This is a genomic window from Halomonas qaidamensis, from assembly GCF_025917315.1.
In the GTDB taxonomy this organism is placed as follows: Bacteria; Pseudomonadota; Gammaproteobacteria; order Pseudomonadales; family Halomonadaceae; genus Vreelandella; species Vreelandella qaidamensis.
This window is the reverse complement of the sequence record NZ_CP080627.1, coordinates 1,092,867-1,110,755: the sequence shown is the minus strand read 5'-3', so window position 1 is coordinate 1,110,755 and position 17,889 is coordinate 1,092,867. Positions and strand designations below refer to the sequence as shown.

Genomic DNA, 17,889 nt, shown 5'->3' with positions numbered 1-17,889 from the left:
AATAACAAAGGAAGGACGATGCTCCACACTCAACGTAGTTATGGCGGCAGCTGTGTTGCCCCCCACCATCTTGCTGCAAGCGCAGGGCGTGATGTGTTGAAACAAGGCGGCAACGCAGTAGAGGCGATGGTCGCCGCAGCGGCTGCGATTGCCGTGGTGTACCCGCATATGAATGCGCTAGGGGGTGATGGTTTCTGGCTGATTCACGAACCCGGTAAAGCCCCTATCGCTATTGATGCCTGCGGCCCCGCTGCGGGGCTTGCTAATAGCGATTTTTATGCTGGCGAAGCAAGTATTCCTGAACGTGGCCCAAAGGCCGCGCTAACCATGGCGGGTACTATTAGTGGATGGCAAGAGGCGCTAAAAGTAGCGGCTAGTTGGGGAGAGTCGCTCCCCCTTTCCACGCTGCTCGGCGATGCCATTCGTCATGCAGATGAGGGTGTGGCCGTCACCCAGAGCCAGGAAACACTGACTGCCAAGCACCTGGAGCGCCTAAGCCAAAGCCCTGGCTTTAGCGATGCTCTGTTGATTGACGGCCAGGTCCCCCGTGAAGGCCAGCGTCTTCGACAGCCACGTCTTGCCGCCACGCTAAAACGGTTGGCAAGCGCGGGGCTGGATGATTTCTACCGCGGTGAGCTGGCCACCAGCATGGCACGGGATTTAGAAACACTTGGCAGTCCACTGCGCTTAGACGATTTCCACGCCTACCATGCTCAGCAAGTCACACCTCTTCACGTACGCCTGCAAGACGCTACGCTGTATAACCTGCCCGCCCCTACCCAGGGTATGGCGTCGCTGATGATTTTAGGTATTTACGAACGTATTAAAGCGGCTGAGCCAAACGGCTTTGACCACCTGCATGGCCTTATTGAAGCTACCAAGCGTGCCTTTATGTTGCGTGACCGCTACGTAACCGACCCTCGTCGTGTGCCGGTTCCCTTGCAACAGTTGTTGAGTGAGGAGCGCATTAGCGCAGAGGCCGCTGAAATCAGTGCCGAACAGGCGCTACCCTGGCCCCATGAACCCGCACCTGGCGATACTATTTGGATGGGCACCGTCGATAGCGAAGGTCGCTCGGTCAGTTTTATCCAAAGCATCTATTGGGAGTTTGGCAGCGGCGTGGTGCTACCAGAAAGCGGCGTATTGTGGCAAAACCGCGGGATTAGCTTTTCACTTAACCAAGATGATTTACGTGGCCTTGCCCCAGGCCGCAAGCCCTTCCATACCCTTAACCCGGCACTTGCCACCTTTAATGATGGCCGCACCATGGTTTATGGCACCATGGGCGGCGAAGGACAGCCACAAACCCAGGCGGCGGTTTTCTCTCGCTATGCCCTGCATGGCATGCCGCTACAGCAAGCGGTAACTGCTCCGCGCTGGCTACTGGGCCGTACCTGGGGAGACTCTAGCACCAACCTTAAACTTGAAGACCGCTTTGATGACCGTTTAGTCGCTGCACTTGCGACGGCTGGGCACGATGTCGAAGTATTACCTGACTCATTTAGCGACACCATGGGCCATGCAGGAGGCATTGTTCGGCACCCAGACGGCTTAATTGAAAGCGCCCACGATCCTCGCAGCAACGGCGGCGCGGCTAGCGTGTAAACAACCAACTGGCGGTTTTCTTACTGTTCACACATGCTGAATCTAGGCAGGCTATCGATTCGTTACGTTATTGTCACTCTACCTAGTGATACGCTAGCCTGCTTAGTAAGCCTCTGTTTAACGGTAACCAGAGGGAGAGGAGACCCCCATGGCGAAAATAGAAAAATCCCCCGACGAATGGCGCAAGCAACTCACTCCAGAACAGTACCGTGTAGCGCGTGAAAAAGGCACCGAACGCCCCTTTACCGGTGATTATCAAGTCAGCGACTCCCAAGGTATCTACCACTGTGTGTGCTGCCATGCCCCGCTATTTGAAAACGAGCATAAATTCGATGCGGGCTGCGGCTGGCCAAGCTTTGACCGCCCACTGGGAACACGTTGTGTTGAGGAGCACAGCGACACCTCTCACGGTATGCGGCGCACTGAAGTAGTGTGCTCGCACTGCGATGCCCATCTAGGCCACGTATTTCCTGATGGCCCACCAGATACCACCGGGTTGCGTTACTGCATTAATTCAGTGTCGCTGGAATTTCATCCTGACGAGTAATTATCACTAAATCCTCGATCAACCCCAGCAAGGCGGGCGCCATCTGCTAGAATGGCAGCCCGCTTTTTTTATGCCCAATTTTGCTTGTATTTGTTTTGCGCTCATTAGGAGAGACTCATGCTCGGCTGGTTCCCCGGACATATGAACAAGGCCCGCCGCCAGATTAAGGACGCGCTGCCCGAAATTGATGTCGTCATCGAGGTCCTTGACGCGCGTCTGCCCTACTCCAGCGCCAATCCGATGCTGGCCGAGCTAACGCGTCATAAGCCCGTCTTGAAGATTTTGTCGCGGGCAGATCTTGCCGACCCTGAACGTACCGCAGAGTGGGTAGCGTTTTTTGATGCTCAAGAGGATACTCGCGCACTGGCAATCACTACTACTAATGTCCGCGAACTAAAGAAAATTCCTAAACTGTGCCACGAGCTGGCAGGTGCAGTGCGTGCTGACAGGGATGTACGCGTGATGGTTATGGGTATTCCCAACGTCGGGAAATCAACACTGATTAACGGACTGGCAGGCCGCAAAATTGCCAAGACGGGAAATGAACCCGCCGTCACTAAGCGCCAGCAAAAGGTGCGCATTGATGGTCGCGTCGCGCTGATCGATACCCCAGGAGTGCTGTGGCCAAAAATCGAAGACCAGGCCAGCGCCTACCGTCTAGCTGCCAGTGGTGCCATTCGTGATACCGCAATTGAGTATACCGATGTGGCCATCGTTACCAGTGCCGAGCTTGCCAAGCGCTATCCAGCAGAGCTAACCGCTCGCTATAAACTGAAAGCGTTGCCCAGCTACGAAGCCCCCATCACCCAAGAGATAGATGCTGATGGCCCACAAAAACCGGATTTCTTAGCCATTGCCGGTTTTGACGGCCACGCCATTTTGAAAGAAATTGCTGGCAAACGCGGCGGCTTACGCCCTGGCGGCGAGGTTGACATACACCGCGGTGCCGAGGTTTTGCTTCATGAACTACGCGATGGAAAGCTCGGTCGGCTTACCCTAGAAACCCCAGACGATATTCCACCGCCGCCGATACAAATCGACGAAGACAGCCACCTACCATCCGACGCATAATGGGCAAATTATTGGTAACACTAACGGCCACAGGAAATTTTGGATAATAAACCCCATGGACACCCCGCAGCCTAAAGAATCGCACACACTTAAAAAATCACACAAACTGCATAACGTCTGCTATGACATTCGTGGCCCAGTACTCGACCATGCCAAGCGCCTGGAAGAAGAAGGCCAACGGATTTTAAAGCTGAATATTGGCAACCCTGCACCGTTTGGCTTTGAAGCGCCGGAAGAAATCCTGCAAGACGTGATGCGCAACCTGCCCACTGCCCAGGGCTACTGTGATTCTAAAGGCTTGTACTCTGCGCGAAAGGCGATCATGCAAGAGTGCCAGCGTAAACAGATACCCAACGTCGGCATCGAAGATATCTATATCGGCAATGGTGTCTCTGAGTTAATTGTGATGGCTATGCAGGCGCTGCTCAACGATGGCGATGAGGTGCTTATCCCTGCGCCCGATTATCCGTTGTGGACCGCTGCAGCGCATTTATCTGGTGGTCACGGCGTTCACTATCTGTGCGATGAACAAGCTGACTGGGCGCCAGACATGGCAGATATTCGCGCAAAAGTTACCAGCCGCACCCGAGCCATTGTGATTATTAATCCTAATAATCCCACTGGCGCGGTTTACCCGCCAGAGGTAGTACGGGAAGTGCTGGAGATTGCCAAAGAGCATAACCTGGTGGTGTTCTCCGATGAAATCTACGACAAGATTCTTTATGACGGCGTAGAGCACACCGCCACTGGCGCATTAGCGGATGATGACCAGTTAGTCATCACTATGAATGGCCTATCGAAAAGCTACCGCTGTGCAGGCTTCCGCTCTGGCTGGATGACCATTTCCGGCACGTTAGCAAAGCAGCGCGCGCACGATTACATTCAAGGGCTAACCATGCTGGCTTCGATGCGCCTGTGTGCCAACGTGCCCGCCCAACATGCTATCCAAACCGCGCTGGGTGGCTACCAGTCAATTAACGACTTAATTCTTCCAGGCGGGCGGCTACTGGCTCAGCGGGATATCACGGTAGAAAAGCTCAACGCCATACCCGGGGTTTCCTGCGTGACACCTAAAGGCGCGCTTTATGCCTTTCCCCGCCTGGACCCGAAAGTGTTCAATATAAAAGATGACCAACAGCTAGTGCTGGACTTACTGCTCCAGGAGAAAATACTGCTGGTGCAGGGCACCGCGTTTAACTGGCCAGAACCGGATCACGTGCGCATCGTCACCTTACCGTGGGCAGATCAGCTTGGTGATGCACTTGACCGTTTTGCCAATTTCTTGTCCCGTTATCGTCAATAAAACAGCCGTCGATAAAAACAGCCGCCAATAAAAACGGCGTCTTGAAACTGACGTTAACAGCACGTATCTAAACTGTCATTCCACTAACGCTTTTTTAATGACCTTTGAGGGAGAACCTGCACCATGATGCGAATTGTGCTGTTTTTAGCCACTAACTTAGCGGTGTTGCTGGTTGCCAGCTTAACGCTGCGCCTGTTTGGGGTGGAAAGTTACCTAAGCAGTCAGGGCATCAACTTTACTAGCCTGCTGATTTTCTGCTTTATCTTCGGCATGGTCGGCTCGCTGATATCGCTGTTTATTTCCAAGTGGATGGCAAAGCGTTCAACTGGCACCGTAATTATTGAAACACCGTCCAATTCAACTGAGCAGTGGCTGTTGGATACGGTGGCCGAACTTTCCCGCGAAGCGGGTATTAAAACGCCAGAAGTGGGTATTTTTCCGGCTCAGCAGTCCAATGCATTTGCCACCGGCTGGAATAAAAACGATGCACTAGTCGCTGTATCTGCTGGACTACTAAACCGTATGCGTCCTGAAGAAGTGCGCGCGGTGCTGGCCCACGAAATTGGCCACGTAGCCAACGGCGACATGGTGACACTGGCGCTGATTCAAGGCGTTGTGAACACCTTTGTGATGTTCTTTGCCCGTGTGGTGGCACAGTTAGTTGACAACTTCTTAAAAAGCCGCAGCGACGGCGAAGGTGGCCTTGGTTTTATCGGTTACTTTGCCGTAGTGATCGTGGCAGAAATTGTCTTTGGTATTGTCGCTTCTGCAATCGTTGCTTGGTTCTCGCGCTATCGCGAATACCGTGCCGATGAAGCAGGTGCACGCTTGGCAGGCACCGGTGCAATGGTGAATGCGCTGGCACGCCTGAAAGCGGAAACTGAAATGCCTGACCAAATGCCTGACACGCTGCGCGCAATGGCTATTACCAAAGGCCAGACGCGCTCTCTGTTAGAGCAGCTATTTGCCAGCCACCCGCCGCTAGATGATCGCATTCGTGCTTTAAAAGAAGCGGCTTACCGTCAGTAACACATATTCGCCGCATAACCCACAAGGCCCGCAAATGCGGGCCTTGTGCTTTCTAAATCACCTCACTACCAATACCACCGCCACCGCACACCTATGCGCACTGGACTTGAAAACCAGCCGCTAGCAATGGCGCTTCCAGCACCGTTGCATCGTTTTCTAGCAACACGCGCAGCGTGGCAAACTCTCGACGCAGGGGATAGTTTGATCGACAATCATCAAAGCCCTTTTTGATTCCCTGATGAAACACGTGCCGCTGCAGCATATCGTGGTCACGGCGCACATCGTATACCGCTCGCACACAAAGCCGCAGCGCATCTTCTACTGGCAAAGCCTGCTGCAACGTTAGCTCAGCAAGCGCTGGTAGCGGGCAAAGTTCACTAAAACGTAACGGACTGGGCTGACCTATATGCTCAGCGAACGCTTGTTGAATCATCCACGTTCCGCGCAATTTGCCATCAAGGCTATGCCCTGCAATATGGGGGGTCGCCAACGCGACTAAATCACGCAACCCAGCATCTATCTCCGGCTCATCTTCCCAAACATCGAGAATAGCCGTGATATCACCTTTACCCGCCAAACGACTACGTAGCGCTAAGCCGTCAATACAGTCGCCACGTCCAGCGTTCAGCAACACAGCCCCTGGGGCTAGGTCGTTAATGCGCTCGGCGTTAAGCAGCTGATAGGTAGTATGGGGACCATCTTTTACTAGTGGCGTATGCAGACATAGCACATCACAGCGCTCGATTAGAGTATCAAGTGAGAAAAACTCGCCCAGCGCACCTGTTGCTTCTTCCTTCGGTGGATCACACACTAAAGTAGCCACACCCAGTGCTTGTAAGCGCTGCTGTAGGCGCCCACCTACATTGCCAGCACCCACAATCCCCACCGTGCGCGTCAGCAACGACCACCCTTCACGTTCACTCACCAGCAACAGGCTGCTAAGCACATAATCCACCACGGCATCGGCATTGCAGCCAGGAGCGCTAGCAAAACCAATACCACGCTCGTTTAATAGCGCATGGTCGATATGGTCAGTGCCAATGGTGCAGGTACCCACGAAACGAACAGGGCTTTTTGCCAGCAGCGCCTGATTTACCTGAGTAATCGAGCGTACGATCAGCGCGTCGGCATCGGCTACATCGACAGGACGAATCTCACGCCCAGACAGACGCTGCAGTGTGCCAAACGGTTCAAAACACTGATCAGCAGCGGGGATATTCGCATCGATAACAAGTTTCATAGGCGTTTTCGTATCCGGGCTTTACAATACGCCCGCAACGGCTTGCTGTGCAGGCGTGATCAATAAGCAGTTAAGGAGATGGGTGTGATCGTACGCTGGGAAACCGACCATGACTATGTGTTGGTTCATATTCACCAGGATATGTTTGGCGACTGGATTTTCAGCCGCGCCTGGGGGCAAATCGGCACCCAGTTTGGCGGACTAAAGCACCAGTTGGCAGATACTCTGGAACAAGCGCAAATGTGGATGGAAGATGAGGCCACTATCCAGACCTCGCGAGGATTTCGCAAGGTGCTAGAAGCAGCCGATCATACGCCTGAAGGACAGGAAGCTATGCGGCAGCTGTCACTACTTGATGCACTGTAATGCACGCTTCCTGCCTGAGCCATTACGTTTAACCTAAATAACGCCGCCCGCTGCGCTGGTGCGCCCCAATGGGTGGCGCACTTTCGGGCGGGGTGGTGAGCGCTGCAAGAGACGCCTCGTCCAGCCAACCGCGCGCTTGTAACCATGCGCTCAGTCGTTCGATATCAAAGCCTCTGTCCAGCTCTTCTCCGTTACCATCCATCAAGACCGGAATGCGTACGCCATAACGTTTTACCAGGGCGTCGTCGTCGCTAATTTCGATGCGATGAAGCGACACTTCTTGGTTAGCCATCGTCACCAGCAGTGATTCTAGCTGGACGCATAAGTGGCAGCCTAAAGTTGTGTAAATCGATAGCTGAATCATAACCGGTGCGTTATTTCTCTCTACTGTTTATGCCGTAATACAAACACATGGTGCAGGTTGGTTCGACGCTGAAAATCCGGGTCAAAGGTGCGCGACGTTATGTCCTCCACTGCGTAACGCTCACTGAGTTCTTCGGCCAGCTTAAAACGCCGTTGGTTGTTTGAGAAGACTAAAGTACCGCCCGGCGCTAGGCGCGCCATGGCAAGCTCCACTAACCGAGGATGGTCACGCTGCACGTCTAGGGTGTCGCGCATTTTCTTGGAGTTAGAGAACGTCGGCGGGTCCATAAAGATCAGGTCAAATTCGGCATTCGCAGTTTCAAGCCAGCGGAAACAGTCATCCCGCACCACGCGATGCAGCCTCGGGTCGAGTTTATTCAACGCAAAGTTATCTTTCGCCCACTCAAGGTAGGTATTGGACATATCGACGCTGACGCTGTCGCTTGCCCCCCCTAAGGCTGCCTGCACAGTGGCTGTGGCGGTATAGCAAAATAGATTCAAGAAGCGCTTACCGCTAGCCATCTCGTTAAGCATGCGACGTACGGGACGATGATCCAAAAACAAACCGGTGTCTAAGTAATCACGCAGGTTTACCCATAGCCGCGCATCGCCTTCGCGCACTTCAAATCGTTCGCCGCTGGCATCGCGCTTTTGGTACTGAGCAGTGCCAGTTTGGCGCTCACGACGCTTGATATAAATCTTACTTGGGTCAACGTCGAGGGCCTCAGGCATCACTTCCAAGGCGTCAAACAGGCGCTTTTGAGCCTGAGCAGGGTTAATGGAACTAGGCGCTGCGTACTCTTGAACGTGCACTCTGTCACCGTAACGGTCGACGGCCAGCGCATACTCCGGCATATCGGCATCATAAACGCGATAGCAGGTCTCACCGCTCTTCTTTAGCCATTTTTTCAGACGTTTTTGATTTTTCGCCAAACGATTGGCAAACATCTGGGCATTTTCCGACACCGCAGGCTTGGCACTGGCGGTTACTGCCGACACCATTTCACCGCTGTCTGAAGCAGATGAGGCGCTTTCACTGTCTGCCTGGCTGGCCGAGCTTGCTGTGTGATGGGCAATCTCCATCAGTAGCAATTTGGCATCCAGCGCACCGTTTTTCAGCGCATACTGCTTATGAGCCCGTAGCCCCAGGCGATGGCCCAAATCGGGATTGCCGGTAAAAAGCGCCAACGTCCAGCCAGGAAACAGTGCTTTTGCCTTTTCACCCAGCTGGGCATACAAACGCACCAGCTCAGGTAATTCGCCTAAGCGCTCGCCATAAGGCGGGTTAGTAATTAATAACCCACGTTCAGCAGTAATAGTCTCTGGCCTAGTTAGCTGGCTAAGGCTCTGCCCATGCAAGGTAATTAGCGCAGGAATGCCAGCACGCATGGCGTTGGCTTTTGCCGCCGTCAGTGCCGCCGGGCTCTGATCAAAGCCCACTAGCGCCGTTTTACAGCGTTTACGGCCTATCGAAGCCCGCGCCTCGGCTTCGCGCTTTAGCTCTTTCCACACTGGCTCTTCGTGCCCTGCCCAGCCTTGAAAACCGAAGCGCTCCCGATTGAGATTGGGCGCTTGATCAGCGGCCATTAGCGCCGCTTCAATCAATAGTGTGCCTGCGCCACACAGTGGGTCTAACAGCGGCTCACCGGCTTTTGCGCGCTCAGGCCAGCCAGCACGTACTAGCAATGCCGCTGCCAAGTTCTCTTTCAGCGGCGCATGGCCCACATCGCGGCGGTAGCCACGACGGTGCAAACTTTCGCCTGAAAGATCAATTCCCAGGCTTAAATTAGCACGGTGTAGGTGGGCATAGATGCGCAAATCGGGCGTTTTGGTATCAACATTGGGGCGCTCCTGACCTGCTAACTGTAGCGAATCAACAACGCCATCTTTCACCGTTTGGGCACCAAAGCGGGTATGGCGAATGTGATCGCTACGACCATGGAAATCGACTGCCAGCGTTTTGCCTGGCGTTAAATGCTGTGTCCAGGGCAGTCGGGCAACCACGTCACGTACCTGCTCGGCAGTATCGATCATCGACTCCCGAGCCAACAGCAAAATAATGCGGTTAGCTAACCGTGACCACAGGCATATGCGATAGGCGGTTTCTAGATTAGCGGAAAAATAAACGCCCGCCACGGTCGTTTTACCTGGCTCGGCTCCTAGCGCTGACAGCTCATCAGCTAAAAGGCTTTCAATGCCTTTAGGACAGGTGGCAAGGAGGTTTAAAGGGGCAGTTTGGCTCGACTCGGTCATGTTTATCGCCGCGCGTAAGAGCGCGATATTCCTATATATGGCAAATGAGTTTACGTCTTATGACAATTTGATGGTCGACAAGTGACCCCATAATGAGCTAACAATAGGAGTGTAGCTACTGAAAAACGCATGCGTTGTTTGTCAGGGGTCTATTAGCAAACTTGCTTTCAAGATCTCTAGCTTGTCGAGTCTGCCGCTTTGCCCGTTCAGCACGTGAGTGCTAGGCACTAGCGTTGAGTGGCGGCTTGCTGAAGTTATCTATCGAAATAGCGCTGATGCAAAGATGACATTTTTGCCCAGTTTGCTTTTCTTATCAAAGGCTTTCGTGAAAAGAGGTTAGCCAATGAAACGACAAAAACGTGATCGCTTCCAACGGGCTTATGTTCACGGCTATAAAGCGGGCATTACGGGTCGCTCCCGAGATGACTGCCCCAGTCAAGATGTTAATTTACGCGAGTATTGGATGAGTGGTTGGCGTGAAGGTCGCGGTGATCAGTGGGATGGGATGACCGGCGTCTCCGGTATCCATAAAAACCCCTTGGTAATGACCTAGTTATTTTACCTTTCAAACATGACATTCGGAGTACGGAGCCCGCTGACAAGCGGGCTTTTTTATTGCCATCGCGCCCCTTGCGAGCACTGGCTGACCTATCACCTTAACGATGCTGCTTAAGCGCCAAGGCGCACGTTTTTACTAACCCAGGCCCTTGGTAGATCAACCCCGAGTAGAGCTGCACCAGATCTGCACCAGCAGCAATTTTTGCAGCGGCGGTCTCACCACTATCAATCCCTCCGACACCTATAATAGGTAACGTTGGCAGCTGTGCACGCAGCAGACGAATGACCGTATTTGACGCTTCAAAAACGGGTTTTCCAGACAATCCACCTGCCTCTTCTGCCTGCGGATCACTTTTTACCGCCTCGCGAGATATCGTGGTATTGGTCGCAATCACACCATCCAACCCGTTACGCGCGATACTACCCGCCACCAACGCCACCTCTTCTTCGCTCATATCTGGGGCGATTTTAACCAGTAGCGGCACCTTGCGGCCTAACGCATCATCCAGCGCTTGGCTGCGCGAACGAATAGGACCTAGCAGTGCATCCAGCTGCTCACCGAACTGCAACGTTCGCAGCCCTGGTGTGTTAGGCGAGGAAATATTCACTGCAATATAATCAGCCACACCGTGCACCGCATCTAAGCAAAGCAGGTAATCATCAAGCGCGTTTTCCACAGAGGTGGCTAAGTTTTTACCAATATTAATGCCCACCACGCCCTTGTAGTGGCGCTTTTTCACCTGGGCGACAAGGTGCTCAACCCCTTTGTTATTGAACCCAAAGCGGTTAATGATCGCCTCGTGACCTGCAAGCCGGAACAGGCGCGGTTTTGGGTTTCCTGGCTGCGCTTTGGGGGTAACGGTACCTACTTCTACAAACCCAAAGCCCAACGCGCCCAACGCATCCAAATGATCGGCGTTTTTATCTAGCCCTGCGGCTAACCCTACCCGATTACTAAAACGCAGCCCCATTAGCTCAACAGGGTCACTCACAGGCTCACCATATACCCGCTGCACACCGCCAACCCGATGCAGAGTATCTAACGCACCCAGCGCCAACCCATGAGATGTTTCAGGGTCGAGTCGAAATAGCAGCGAACGGGCGAAGTTATACATCAGCGAGGTTCTCCAGAGCAGTGGGCATGAAGCAGGCGAACGAGCACGCTACTTGTGAACAAATAGACAGCATAGCGCGCGGCGCGCAGAGTATAGCGTAAATCAAGTTATCTTCGCAGCGCTGAGCAGCGAGAAAGGCGATGCAGTGGAAAAGCGGTCTCAAGAGCGGTCTCAAGAGCGGTCTCAAGAACAGTCTCAAGAACAGTCTCAAGAACAGTCTCAAGAACAGTCTCAAGAACGGTCACAAAAAACCGCGCCCTGATTAGGGGCGCGGTAGGTGGTGTTACTCATCGAGCAAGTGGATAGCGAGCTTGTGACTTACGCTTCGCTATCACTTTCAGCAAGATCGACCAATTCACGCACGGCAACGGCAAATAGTGCAAAGCCAACTTCACTACCACCGCGCACTTCATCAATCAAACGACACCAACGACGGTGTAGCTCTGCGTGCTGTTCAAGCCACTGGGCGACCCGCTCTTGGGTGTCGCGGCTACCCGCTTCCAACTTCAAGACACTGGTGGTTAGGGCCAGCTGCTGACGGTCAATGTCATCACGGAAGGTTTCTCGCGCTTGTGCCTGCCATGCATCGCGCACTTCAAGCTGGGTCACCTGCTGGATCATCCAGGGTAGCTCTAGACGACTACCGATTTCATAGAATACTTCAGCCACACGCTGAGGCTTCTCATTGGCGACCCGCGCTGCGTGAATAATTCCCAAACCTGCGTAGAGACTGGGCGCCGCAGCTACGGTAGAGGCCAGCGCTTCCGGCACCCCGGCCTCTAGCAGCTCGTCACACCGCTTACGCCATGCAGACTGCTCTTCTCCGCTAAGCAGTTCACCAATACCTTCTTGCAGTTGAGCAAGACGAGGACCGAAATACTCAATTGTATCTTGAGTGGACAGCCCCAAATGCTGACGCAGGAACCAGCGCGTTGCACGGCGAATCATGCGCATTAGGTCAAGCATCATCGAGTACTGAACACGGTTCGGCACTTGGTTATCCAGCGCCTCGATTTGCTCCCACAGAGACGTGAGGTTAAACGCATCTCGAGCGACCACATAAGCGCGAGCAATATCAGCACGCCCTGCGCCAGTTGAGTCCATTAGGCGACGAACAAACACAATGCCCATATGATCGACTAAATCGTTGGCTACCTGAGTAGCCACTATTTCACGCTTTAGGCGGTGGTCATACATTTCTGTCTGATAGCGCTGCGTCAATACGTCAGGGAACAAGCGCTCTAGGTGACGGTGAATGTAGAGATCATCTGGCACCTCAGAGTTGATCAGATCGCCTTTAAGGGTGCTCTTAGCGTAAGAAATCAGCACCGAGAGCTCAGGCAACCGCATGCCTTGGTCGTGACTGGCACGCTCTTTAAGCACGTCATCGGCAGGCAAAAATTCTAGTTCACGATCAATTTGGCCGGCTGACTCAAGCTCACTAATAAAGCGACGGTATGGCCCCATGCCTTGGTGAGACAGTATTTCTGACAGATCCAGCGCTTGGGTTTGACGATAGTTATCGAGAATTACCAGGTTGGCGACTTCTTCGGTCATATCGGCTAACAGCTGATTACGCTGCTTGTCGGTCATATCGCCACGTTTAACTACTTCATCGATCAATATCTTGATATTGACCTCATGGTCAGAACAGTTAACGCCACCGGCATTATCGATAAAGTCAGTATAAACGCGCACCCCTTTTGCAGCCGCTTCCATACGACCACGCTGGGTCAAGCCCAAGTTGCCGCCCTCACCAACAACGCGGCAGTTCAACTCGGCGCCATTAATGCGCAGCGCGTCATTGGCTTTGTCACCTACGTCTGCGTCGGTTTCATCGGAGCTCTTCACATAGGTACCGATACCACCATTCCACAACAGATCGACCTTAGCCATCAGCATGGCACGGATCAGGTCATTGGGTGAAAGGCGCGTCTCTTCGATACCAAACACTTGCTGCATTTCCGGAGATATTGGAATGGATTTAGCACTGCGGCTAAAGACACCGCCACCCTGGGAGATCAGTTCAGCACTGTAGTCTTCCCAGCTGGAGCGAGGGAGGTTAAACATACGCTTACGCTCAGCGAAGGCAGCTTCTGCGTCAGGGTTTGGATCGACAAAAATATGCAAATGGTTGAATGCGCCTACTAGCTGGATTTTGTCCGACAACAACATACCGTTGCCGAAAACGTCGCCAGCCATATCGCCAATGCCAACCACAGTGAACAAATCTTGCTGGGTGTTTACGTCGAGATTTTTGAAATGACGCTTGACGGACTCCCAGGCACCACGCGCGGTAATCGCCATTTTCTTGTGGTCGTAACCGTTAGCACCGCCAGAGGCAAAAGCATCACCGAGCCAGTGGCCATACTCTATGGATATCTCGTTTGCGATGTCCGAGAAAGTTGCGGTCCCTTTATCGGCAGCTACCACGAGGTAGCTATCGTCGCCATCATGGCGCACCACATTTTGCGGTGGCACAACCTCTCCACCCACCAGGTTGTCAGTGACATCCAGCAGTGCGCGAATAAAGATTTTGTAACAAGCGATGCCTTCTTTCTGTTGGGTTTCACGATCAGCATTTTCTGGCATGCGTTTGCATACGAAGCCGCCTTTAGCACCCACTGGCACGATGACTGCGTTTTTCACCTGCTGGGCTTTCACTAGGCCTAGCACTTCGGTGCGGAAGTCTTCGTGACGATCTGACCAACGTAAGCCACCGCGAGCGACTTTGCCGCCACGCAGGTGGACACCTTCTACACGTGGCGAGCAAACAAAGATCTCAAACGCCGGGCGAGGCTTGGGCATGCCGGTGACTTTCGACGGCTCCAATTTATAGGCGATGTAATCTTTGAAACGACCGCCATCAGCTTTCTGGTAATAGTTAGTGCGCAAGGTCGCTTGAATAAGCTCCATAAAACGGCGCAGCAACTGATCGTCGTTTAGGCTAGCAACACCTTCTAGGTGCTCGTTTAAACGCGCAAGGCAGTCATCTAAACTGCTTGGCTGACGCGCGGGATCGAAACGTAGCCGGAAAAGCTCAACGAGCGCTTGGGTAATAGCCGGGTAACTAGCCAAAGTGGCTGCGATATAGTCCTGCGACATACCAAAGCGAATTTGCTTAAGGTAACGGGCGTAACCGCGCAGCATGGCCACTTCGCGCCAATCAAGACCAGCACCAATAATTAGACGGTTAAAGGCGTCGTTATCGGCCTCTCCTGCCCATATGCGCTTAAATGCTTCGCTGAAGGTGTCACGCATTTCGCTTAAATTCACACCTTCACGACTATGCTCCAGCTCGAAATCATGAATCCAGTAACGTTGCTGCGGGGCATTAATGTCGTAGGGGCGTTCACCAATAACGCGCAGTCCCAAGTTTTCCATCATTGGTAGCACATCAGACAGCGGAATCTGTGTTTCACGATGGAAAAGCTTAAGGTTCATGCCACCTGCTTGCTCTTCCAGGGGGCGATAAAGCGACAGCGAGAGGTCATCACCACTATCTAGGGTCAGTAAATGCTGAACATCAAACACCGCGGTGCGAGCATTGAAATCTTCTCGGTAACTGGCCGAGAAGGCATCATGGAAATGGTCCATTTGGTGATTAGCGCGCTCTTCACCAAAGCCTTCTATCATTGCTTCTTGAAGCTCATCGCGCCAGCTGCGCGCCAAACGTGCCACTTTGCTCTCTAAGCGCTTAAGATCGTATTGGCTTGGCCCTTCCCCATTAAAGCGCAGAATAAGCTGAATACGAGCTAGCACCGACTCTGACAAGTAGGTATTGAAATCACCAAAGCGAGCGTCTAACTCATCACACAGCATTGCTTGTATACGCTGACGCAGGTCAGTAGAGAAAACGTCTCTTGGTACAAATACTAAGCAAGAGTAAAACTTACCGCTGACGTCTGCGCGAATAAACAAGCGCACCTGGCGGCGTTCACGAATATTGAGGATACCAAGTGCAGTGCTGGCCAAGGATTCCGTGCTGATCTGGAACAGGTCATCACGAGGATACACTTCCAACACTTGCAACAGCTGTTTGCCGTTGTGCCCCTGAGGGTTAAATCCAGCAATATCCATCACGGCTTTCAACTTGCGACGCAGCAGCGGAATATTACGTGGCGATTCGTTATAAACCGTGGCAGTGAACAAGCCAAAGAAGCGCCGCTCGCCAATCACATTGCCGTCATCGTCATAGCGGTCGACGGTAATGTAATCAGGATACGTGGGGCGATGCACCCGGGAGTGATGCGCGCTTTTAGCAAACGACAGTAGCTGAGGCACTAGCACGTAATCGTCATTCTCACCAATGCCTTCTTCAGTGCGGATACGCTCACGGTAGCGTGGCTGGTCAAGGCGGAAAACACCTAACACACTGTTGGGGTCACGCTGCAGCTCTTTGCCTTCTAGCAGATACTCGTCATAACCCAGGAAGGTAAAGTTGTCTTTGAGTAACCACTCTAAAAACGCAATAGCTTCTTCATGATCATCAGGGTCAATTTGCGGCGGACAGTTTTTCTCTAGCTCTTGAATAGCCTCAGTAATTTGTCCACACATGCCATCAAAGTCACTAACCGCCGTTCTCACATCACGCAATACTTCGTGAAGGTTATGCTCGATCTTGGTCAATGACTCAGCATCAGAATGGCGATCAACTTCAATGACCATCAATGATTCGCGCGCTTCAGGCGCGTTTTCATCTCTTGGTGAAGCGAGTTTTTTGAGCTGGTGCTGATCATCACGAGCGACAGCGAAGACGGCATTTTGAATAGCGTGAACCGTTAGGCCACGACGATTGAGTTCGATTCGAACCGAATCAACCAGAAATGGCATGTCTTCGTGTAAAACAGCAACAAAGGTGTGAGTTGACTGCCAGCCATGCTCTTCAAAGTCAGGGTTAAAGATGCGTACTTTGGGACTTTTTAAGTCATGGTGCTGCAGAAACTGCCAAATCGATAGTGTGGCCCCATACAGGTCGTCTAAGCGTCGATCTACCAAATCTTCCACGGGAACGGTGGCATAAAAATGGCGAGCAAACGCTTCAATCTCTGCTGAGCGCTCCGGCTCCAGTCGCGCATCCAATCGCTCTTGTAGCTGCTTTAAAAGGTCTCGCCGACTCTCTTCGATCGCAACGTAATGCATCCATCACCTCGACTGCCTGGGGCCACTATTTAGGCCAAAAAACGAAGGACAATAGGCCTTTAGGCCAAACTATCCATTAGCTTACGCTACCGATGCTCGTCCCCCTAACCATCTGACAGGTTATTCATGGTGTATGCCGCTTGTGCATCATAAGTACTATTGACAAGCTTTTATTGCCCACTGTTTTTGCGCGTGAGTAATACACCGCATTCACAATGTTCTGTGAACGGAAACTGATCAAATAACGCAAACCGTTCAATATGGTGTGTTTTAGTCAGTATGGTTAAGTTTTCAGCAAGCGTCGCTGGATTGCATGAAATATAGACGATTTGGGCGTATTCGCTGATTTGATGGCAACTTTCCGCGTCCAGTCCCGCTCTTGGTGGGTCGACTAGTACGGTTGAAAACTCATACGCATCCAACGCCATCTCCGTCACTCGGCGGCCTGTTTTCTCGCCTTTTAGCGCCAGCGCGAACTCCTCAGCGGACATTCTTGCCACCTGGGCATTGGTCACGCCGTTAGCCTCCAGGTTGACGTTAGCACTGGCTACCGAGGTGCGGGAAATTTCCGTTGCCAGTACGCGTCGGAAGTTCTCTGCTAACGCAATGGTAAAATTACCGTTACCACAGTAAAGCTCCACCAGGTCTTCATCTTGTCGTCCGGCGGTGGCCTCTCTCGCCCAGCTAAGCATGGTCTGGCAGATATGCGCGTTTGGCTGAGTAAAGCTGTTTTCGACCTGCTGGTAAACCAGCTCGCGGCCATCAACGGTTAAGCGTTCCCACACGTGATCACGGGTTAGCACTAGGCGCTGTTTGCGAGAACGACCAATAATCATGATGCCAAGCGCTTCTTCCAGTGCGCGGGCCTCAGCTTCCCAGGTATCACTTAGTGGGCGATGGTAAATCAGCGTGACCAACGCCTCACCGGACAACGTGGTTAAAAACTCAACCTGAAATAAGCGGCGGCGAAGTTCATCGCTGGCAAGAAACGCTTCTCGCAGACGCGGCATCAGCGCATTGATATGCTCACTGGCGACAGGAAACTGATCCAAGCGCACAACCCGCTTACTTTTGGGATTGTCCGGATCGACCTCAAACATAGCGTAAAAAAGGTCATCATCTTCATGCCAGATGCGAAACTCACAGCGCTGCCGGTAGTGACTGGGCGGCGAAGGGTAAACTTCAAGCGTAGGTGTGGTGAACGCCGCAAAGGTCTTCTCCACGTAGGCTTGCTTTTCAGCAAGCTGTTCAGCATAACGTTCGGGTTCTACAGTGGGGATCGCCAAGGTGGCTCCTC

13 protein-coding genes are annotated in these 17,889 nt (G+C 52.8%); 7 read left to right on the top strand and 6 right to left on the bottom strand.

Translation table 11 applies throughout. The annotated features are described in order from the left end of the window. Window positions 1-18: 18 nt before the first annotated feature. From K1Y77_RS05155 to htpX, 5 genes are all read left to right on the top strand, one after another. A complete protein-coding gene (locus K1Y77_RS05155) occupies window positions 19-1,605 on the top strand; it encodes a gamma-glutamyltransferase family protein (RefSeq protein WP_030070191.1) in 1,587 nt (528 codons plus the stop codon). 148 nt (window positions 1,606-1,753) lie between these two features. Further along, window positions 1,754-2,152 carry a peptide-methionine (R)-S-oxide reductase MsrB gene (gene msrB, locus K1Y77_RS05150; RefSeq protein WP_030070190.1) on the top strand — a complete coding sequence of 133 codons (399 nt, stop codon included), beginning with the start codon at window positions 1,754-1,756 and terminating at the stop codon, window positions 2,150-2,152. A 117-nt stretch (window positions 2,153-2,269) separates the two neighbouring features. Beyond that, window positions 2,270-3,223, top strand: a complete 954-nt coding sequence (gene ylqF, locus K1Y77_RS05145) for a ribosome biogenesis GTPase YlqF (protein ID WP_030070189.1) — start codon at window positions 2,270-2,272, stop codon at window positions 3,221-3,223. A 55-nt stretch (window positions 3,224-3,278) separates the two neighbouring features. After that, window positions 3,279-4,526: a pyridoxal phosphate-dependent aminotransferase gene (locus K1Y77_RS05140; RefSeq protein WP_030070188.1), complete on the top strand. Its 1,248-nt coding sequence runs from the start codon at window positions 3,279-3,281 to the stop codon at window positions 4,524-4,526. 123 nt (window positions 4,527-4,649) lie between these two features. Then, window positions 4,650-5,555: a protease HtpX gene (htpX, locus tag K1Y77_RS05135; protein WP_009722583.1), complete on the top strand. Its 906-nt coding sequence runs from the start codon at window positions 4,650-4,652 to the stop codon at window positions 5,553-5,555. 91 nt (window positions 5,556-5,646) lie between these two features. Here htpX and pdxB read toward each other — a convergent pair whose 3' ends face one another. Continuing rightward, window positions 5,647-6,795, bottom strand: a complete 1,149-nt coding sequence (gene pdxB / locus K1Y77_RS05130) for a 4-phosphoerythronate dehydrogenase PdxB (protein WP_030070187.1) — start codon at window positions 6,793-6,795, stop codon at window positions 5,647-5,649. An 84-nt stretch (window positions 6,796-6,879) separates the two neighbouring features. Here pdxB and K1Y77_RS05125 point away from each other — a divergent pair, with 84 nt between their 5' ends. Continuing rightward, on the top strand, window positions 6,880-7,161 hold the full coding sequence (locus K1Y77_RS05125; RefSeq protein WP_030070186.1) for a WGR domain-containing protein: 282 nt from the start codon (window positions 6,880-6,882) through the stop codon (window positions 7,159-7,161). Window positions 7,162-7,189: 28 nt separating this feature from the next. Here K1Y77_RS05125 and K1Y77_RS05120 read toward each other — a convergent pair whose 3' ends face one another. Together K1Y77_RS05120 and rlmKL are read right to left on the bottom strand one after the other, a co-directional pair. Next, window positions 7,190-7,525, bottom strand: coding sequence for a glutaredoxin family protein (locus K1Y77_RS05120; protein WP_264018584.1), 336 nt, complete (start codon window positions 7,523-7,525; stop codon window positions 7,190-7,192). Between the two features lie 20 nt (window positions 7,526-7,545). Beyond that, entirely contained in the window at window positions 7,546-9,777 is a 2,232-nt protein-coding gene (gene rlmKL / locus K1Y77_RS05115; RefSeq protein WP_030070184.1) for a bifunctional 23S rRNA (guanine(2069)-N(7))-methyltransferase RlmK/23S rRNA (guanine(2445)-N(2))-methyltransferase RlmL, read from the bottom strand. A 343-nt stretch (window positions 9,778-10,120) separates the two neighbouring features. Here rlmKL and rmf point away from each other — a divergent pair, with 343 nt between their 5' ends. Further along, a complete protein-coding gene (rmf, locus tag K1Y77_RS05110) occupies window positions 10,121-10,330 on the top strand; it encodes a ribosome modulation factor (protein WP_030070183.1) in 210 nt (69 codons plus the stop codon). A 103-nt stretch (window positions 10,331-10,433) separates the two neighbouring features. Here rmf and K1Y77_RS05105 read toward each other — a convergent pair whose 3' ends face one another. From K1Y77_RS05105 to trmA, 3 genes are all read right to left on the bottom strand, one after another. Then, complete coding sequence (locus K1Y77_RS05105; RefSeq protein WP_264430677.1) at window positions 10,434-11,450, bottom strand: quinone-dependent dihydroorotate dehydrogenase; 1,017 nt, start codon at window positions 11,448-11,450, stop codon at window positions 10,434-10,436. A 318-nt stretch (window positions 11,451-11,768) separates the two neighbouring features. Beyond that, the gene (locus K1Y77_RS05100) at window positions 11,769-16,592 is read right to left on the bottom strand and encodes an NAD-glutamate dehydrogenase (RefSeq protein WP_264430675.1); all 4,824 of its coding nucleotides are present in this window, start codon (window positions 16,590-16,592) and stop codon (window positions 11,769-11,771) included. Between the two features lie 170 nt (window positions 16,593-16,762). Continuing rightward, complete coding sequence (gene trmA, locus K1Y77_RS05095) at window positions 16,763-17,878, bottom strand: tRNA (uridine(54)-C5)-methyltransferase TrmA (RefSeq protein ID WP_030070180.1); 1,116 nt, start codon at window positions 17,876-17,878, stop codon at window positions 16,763-16,765. Between the last annotated feature and the right edge of the window lie 11 nt (window positions 17,879-17,889).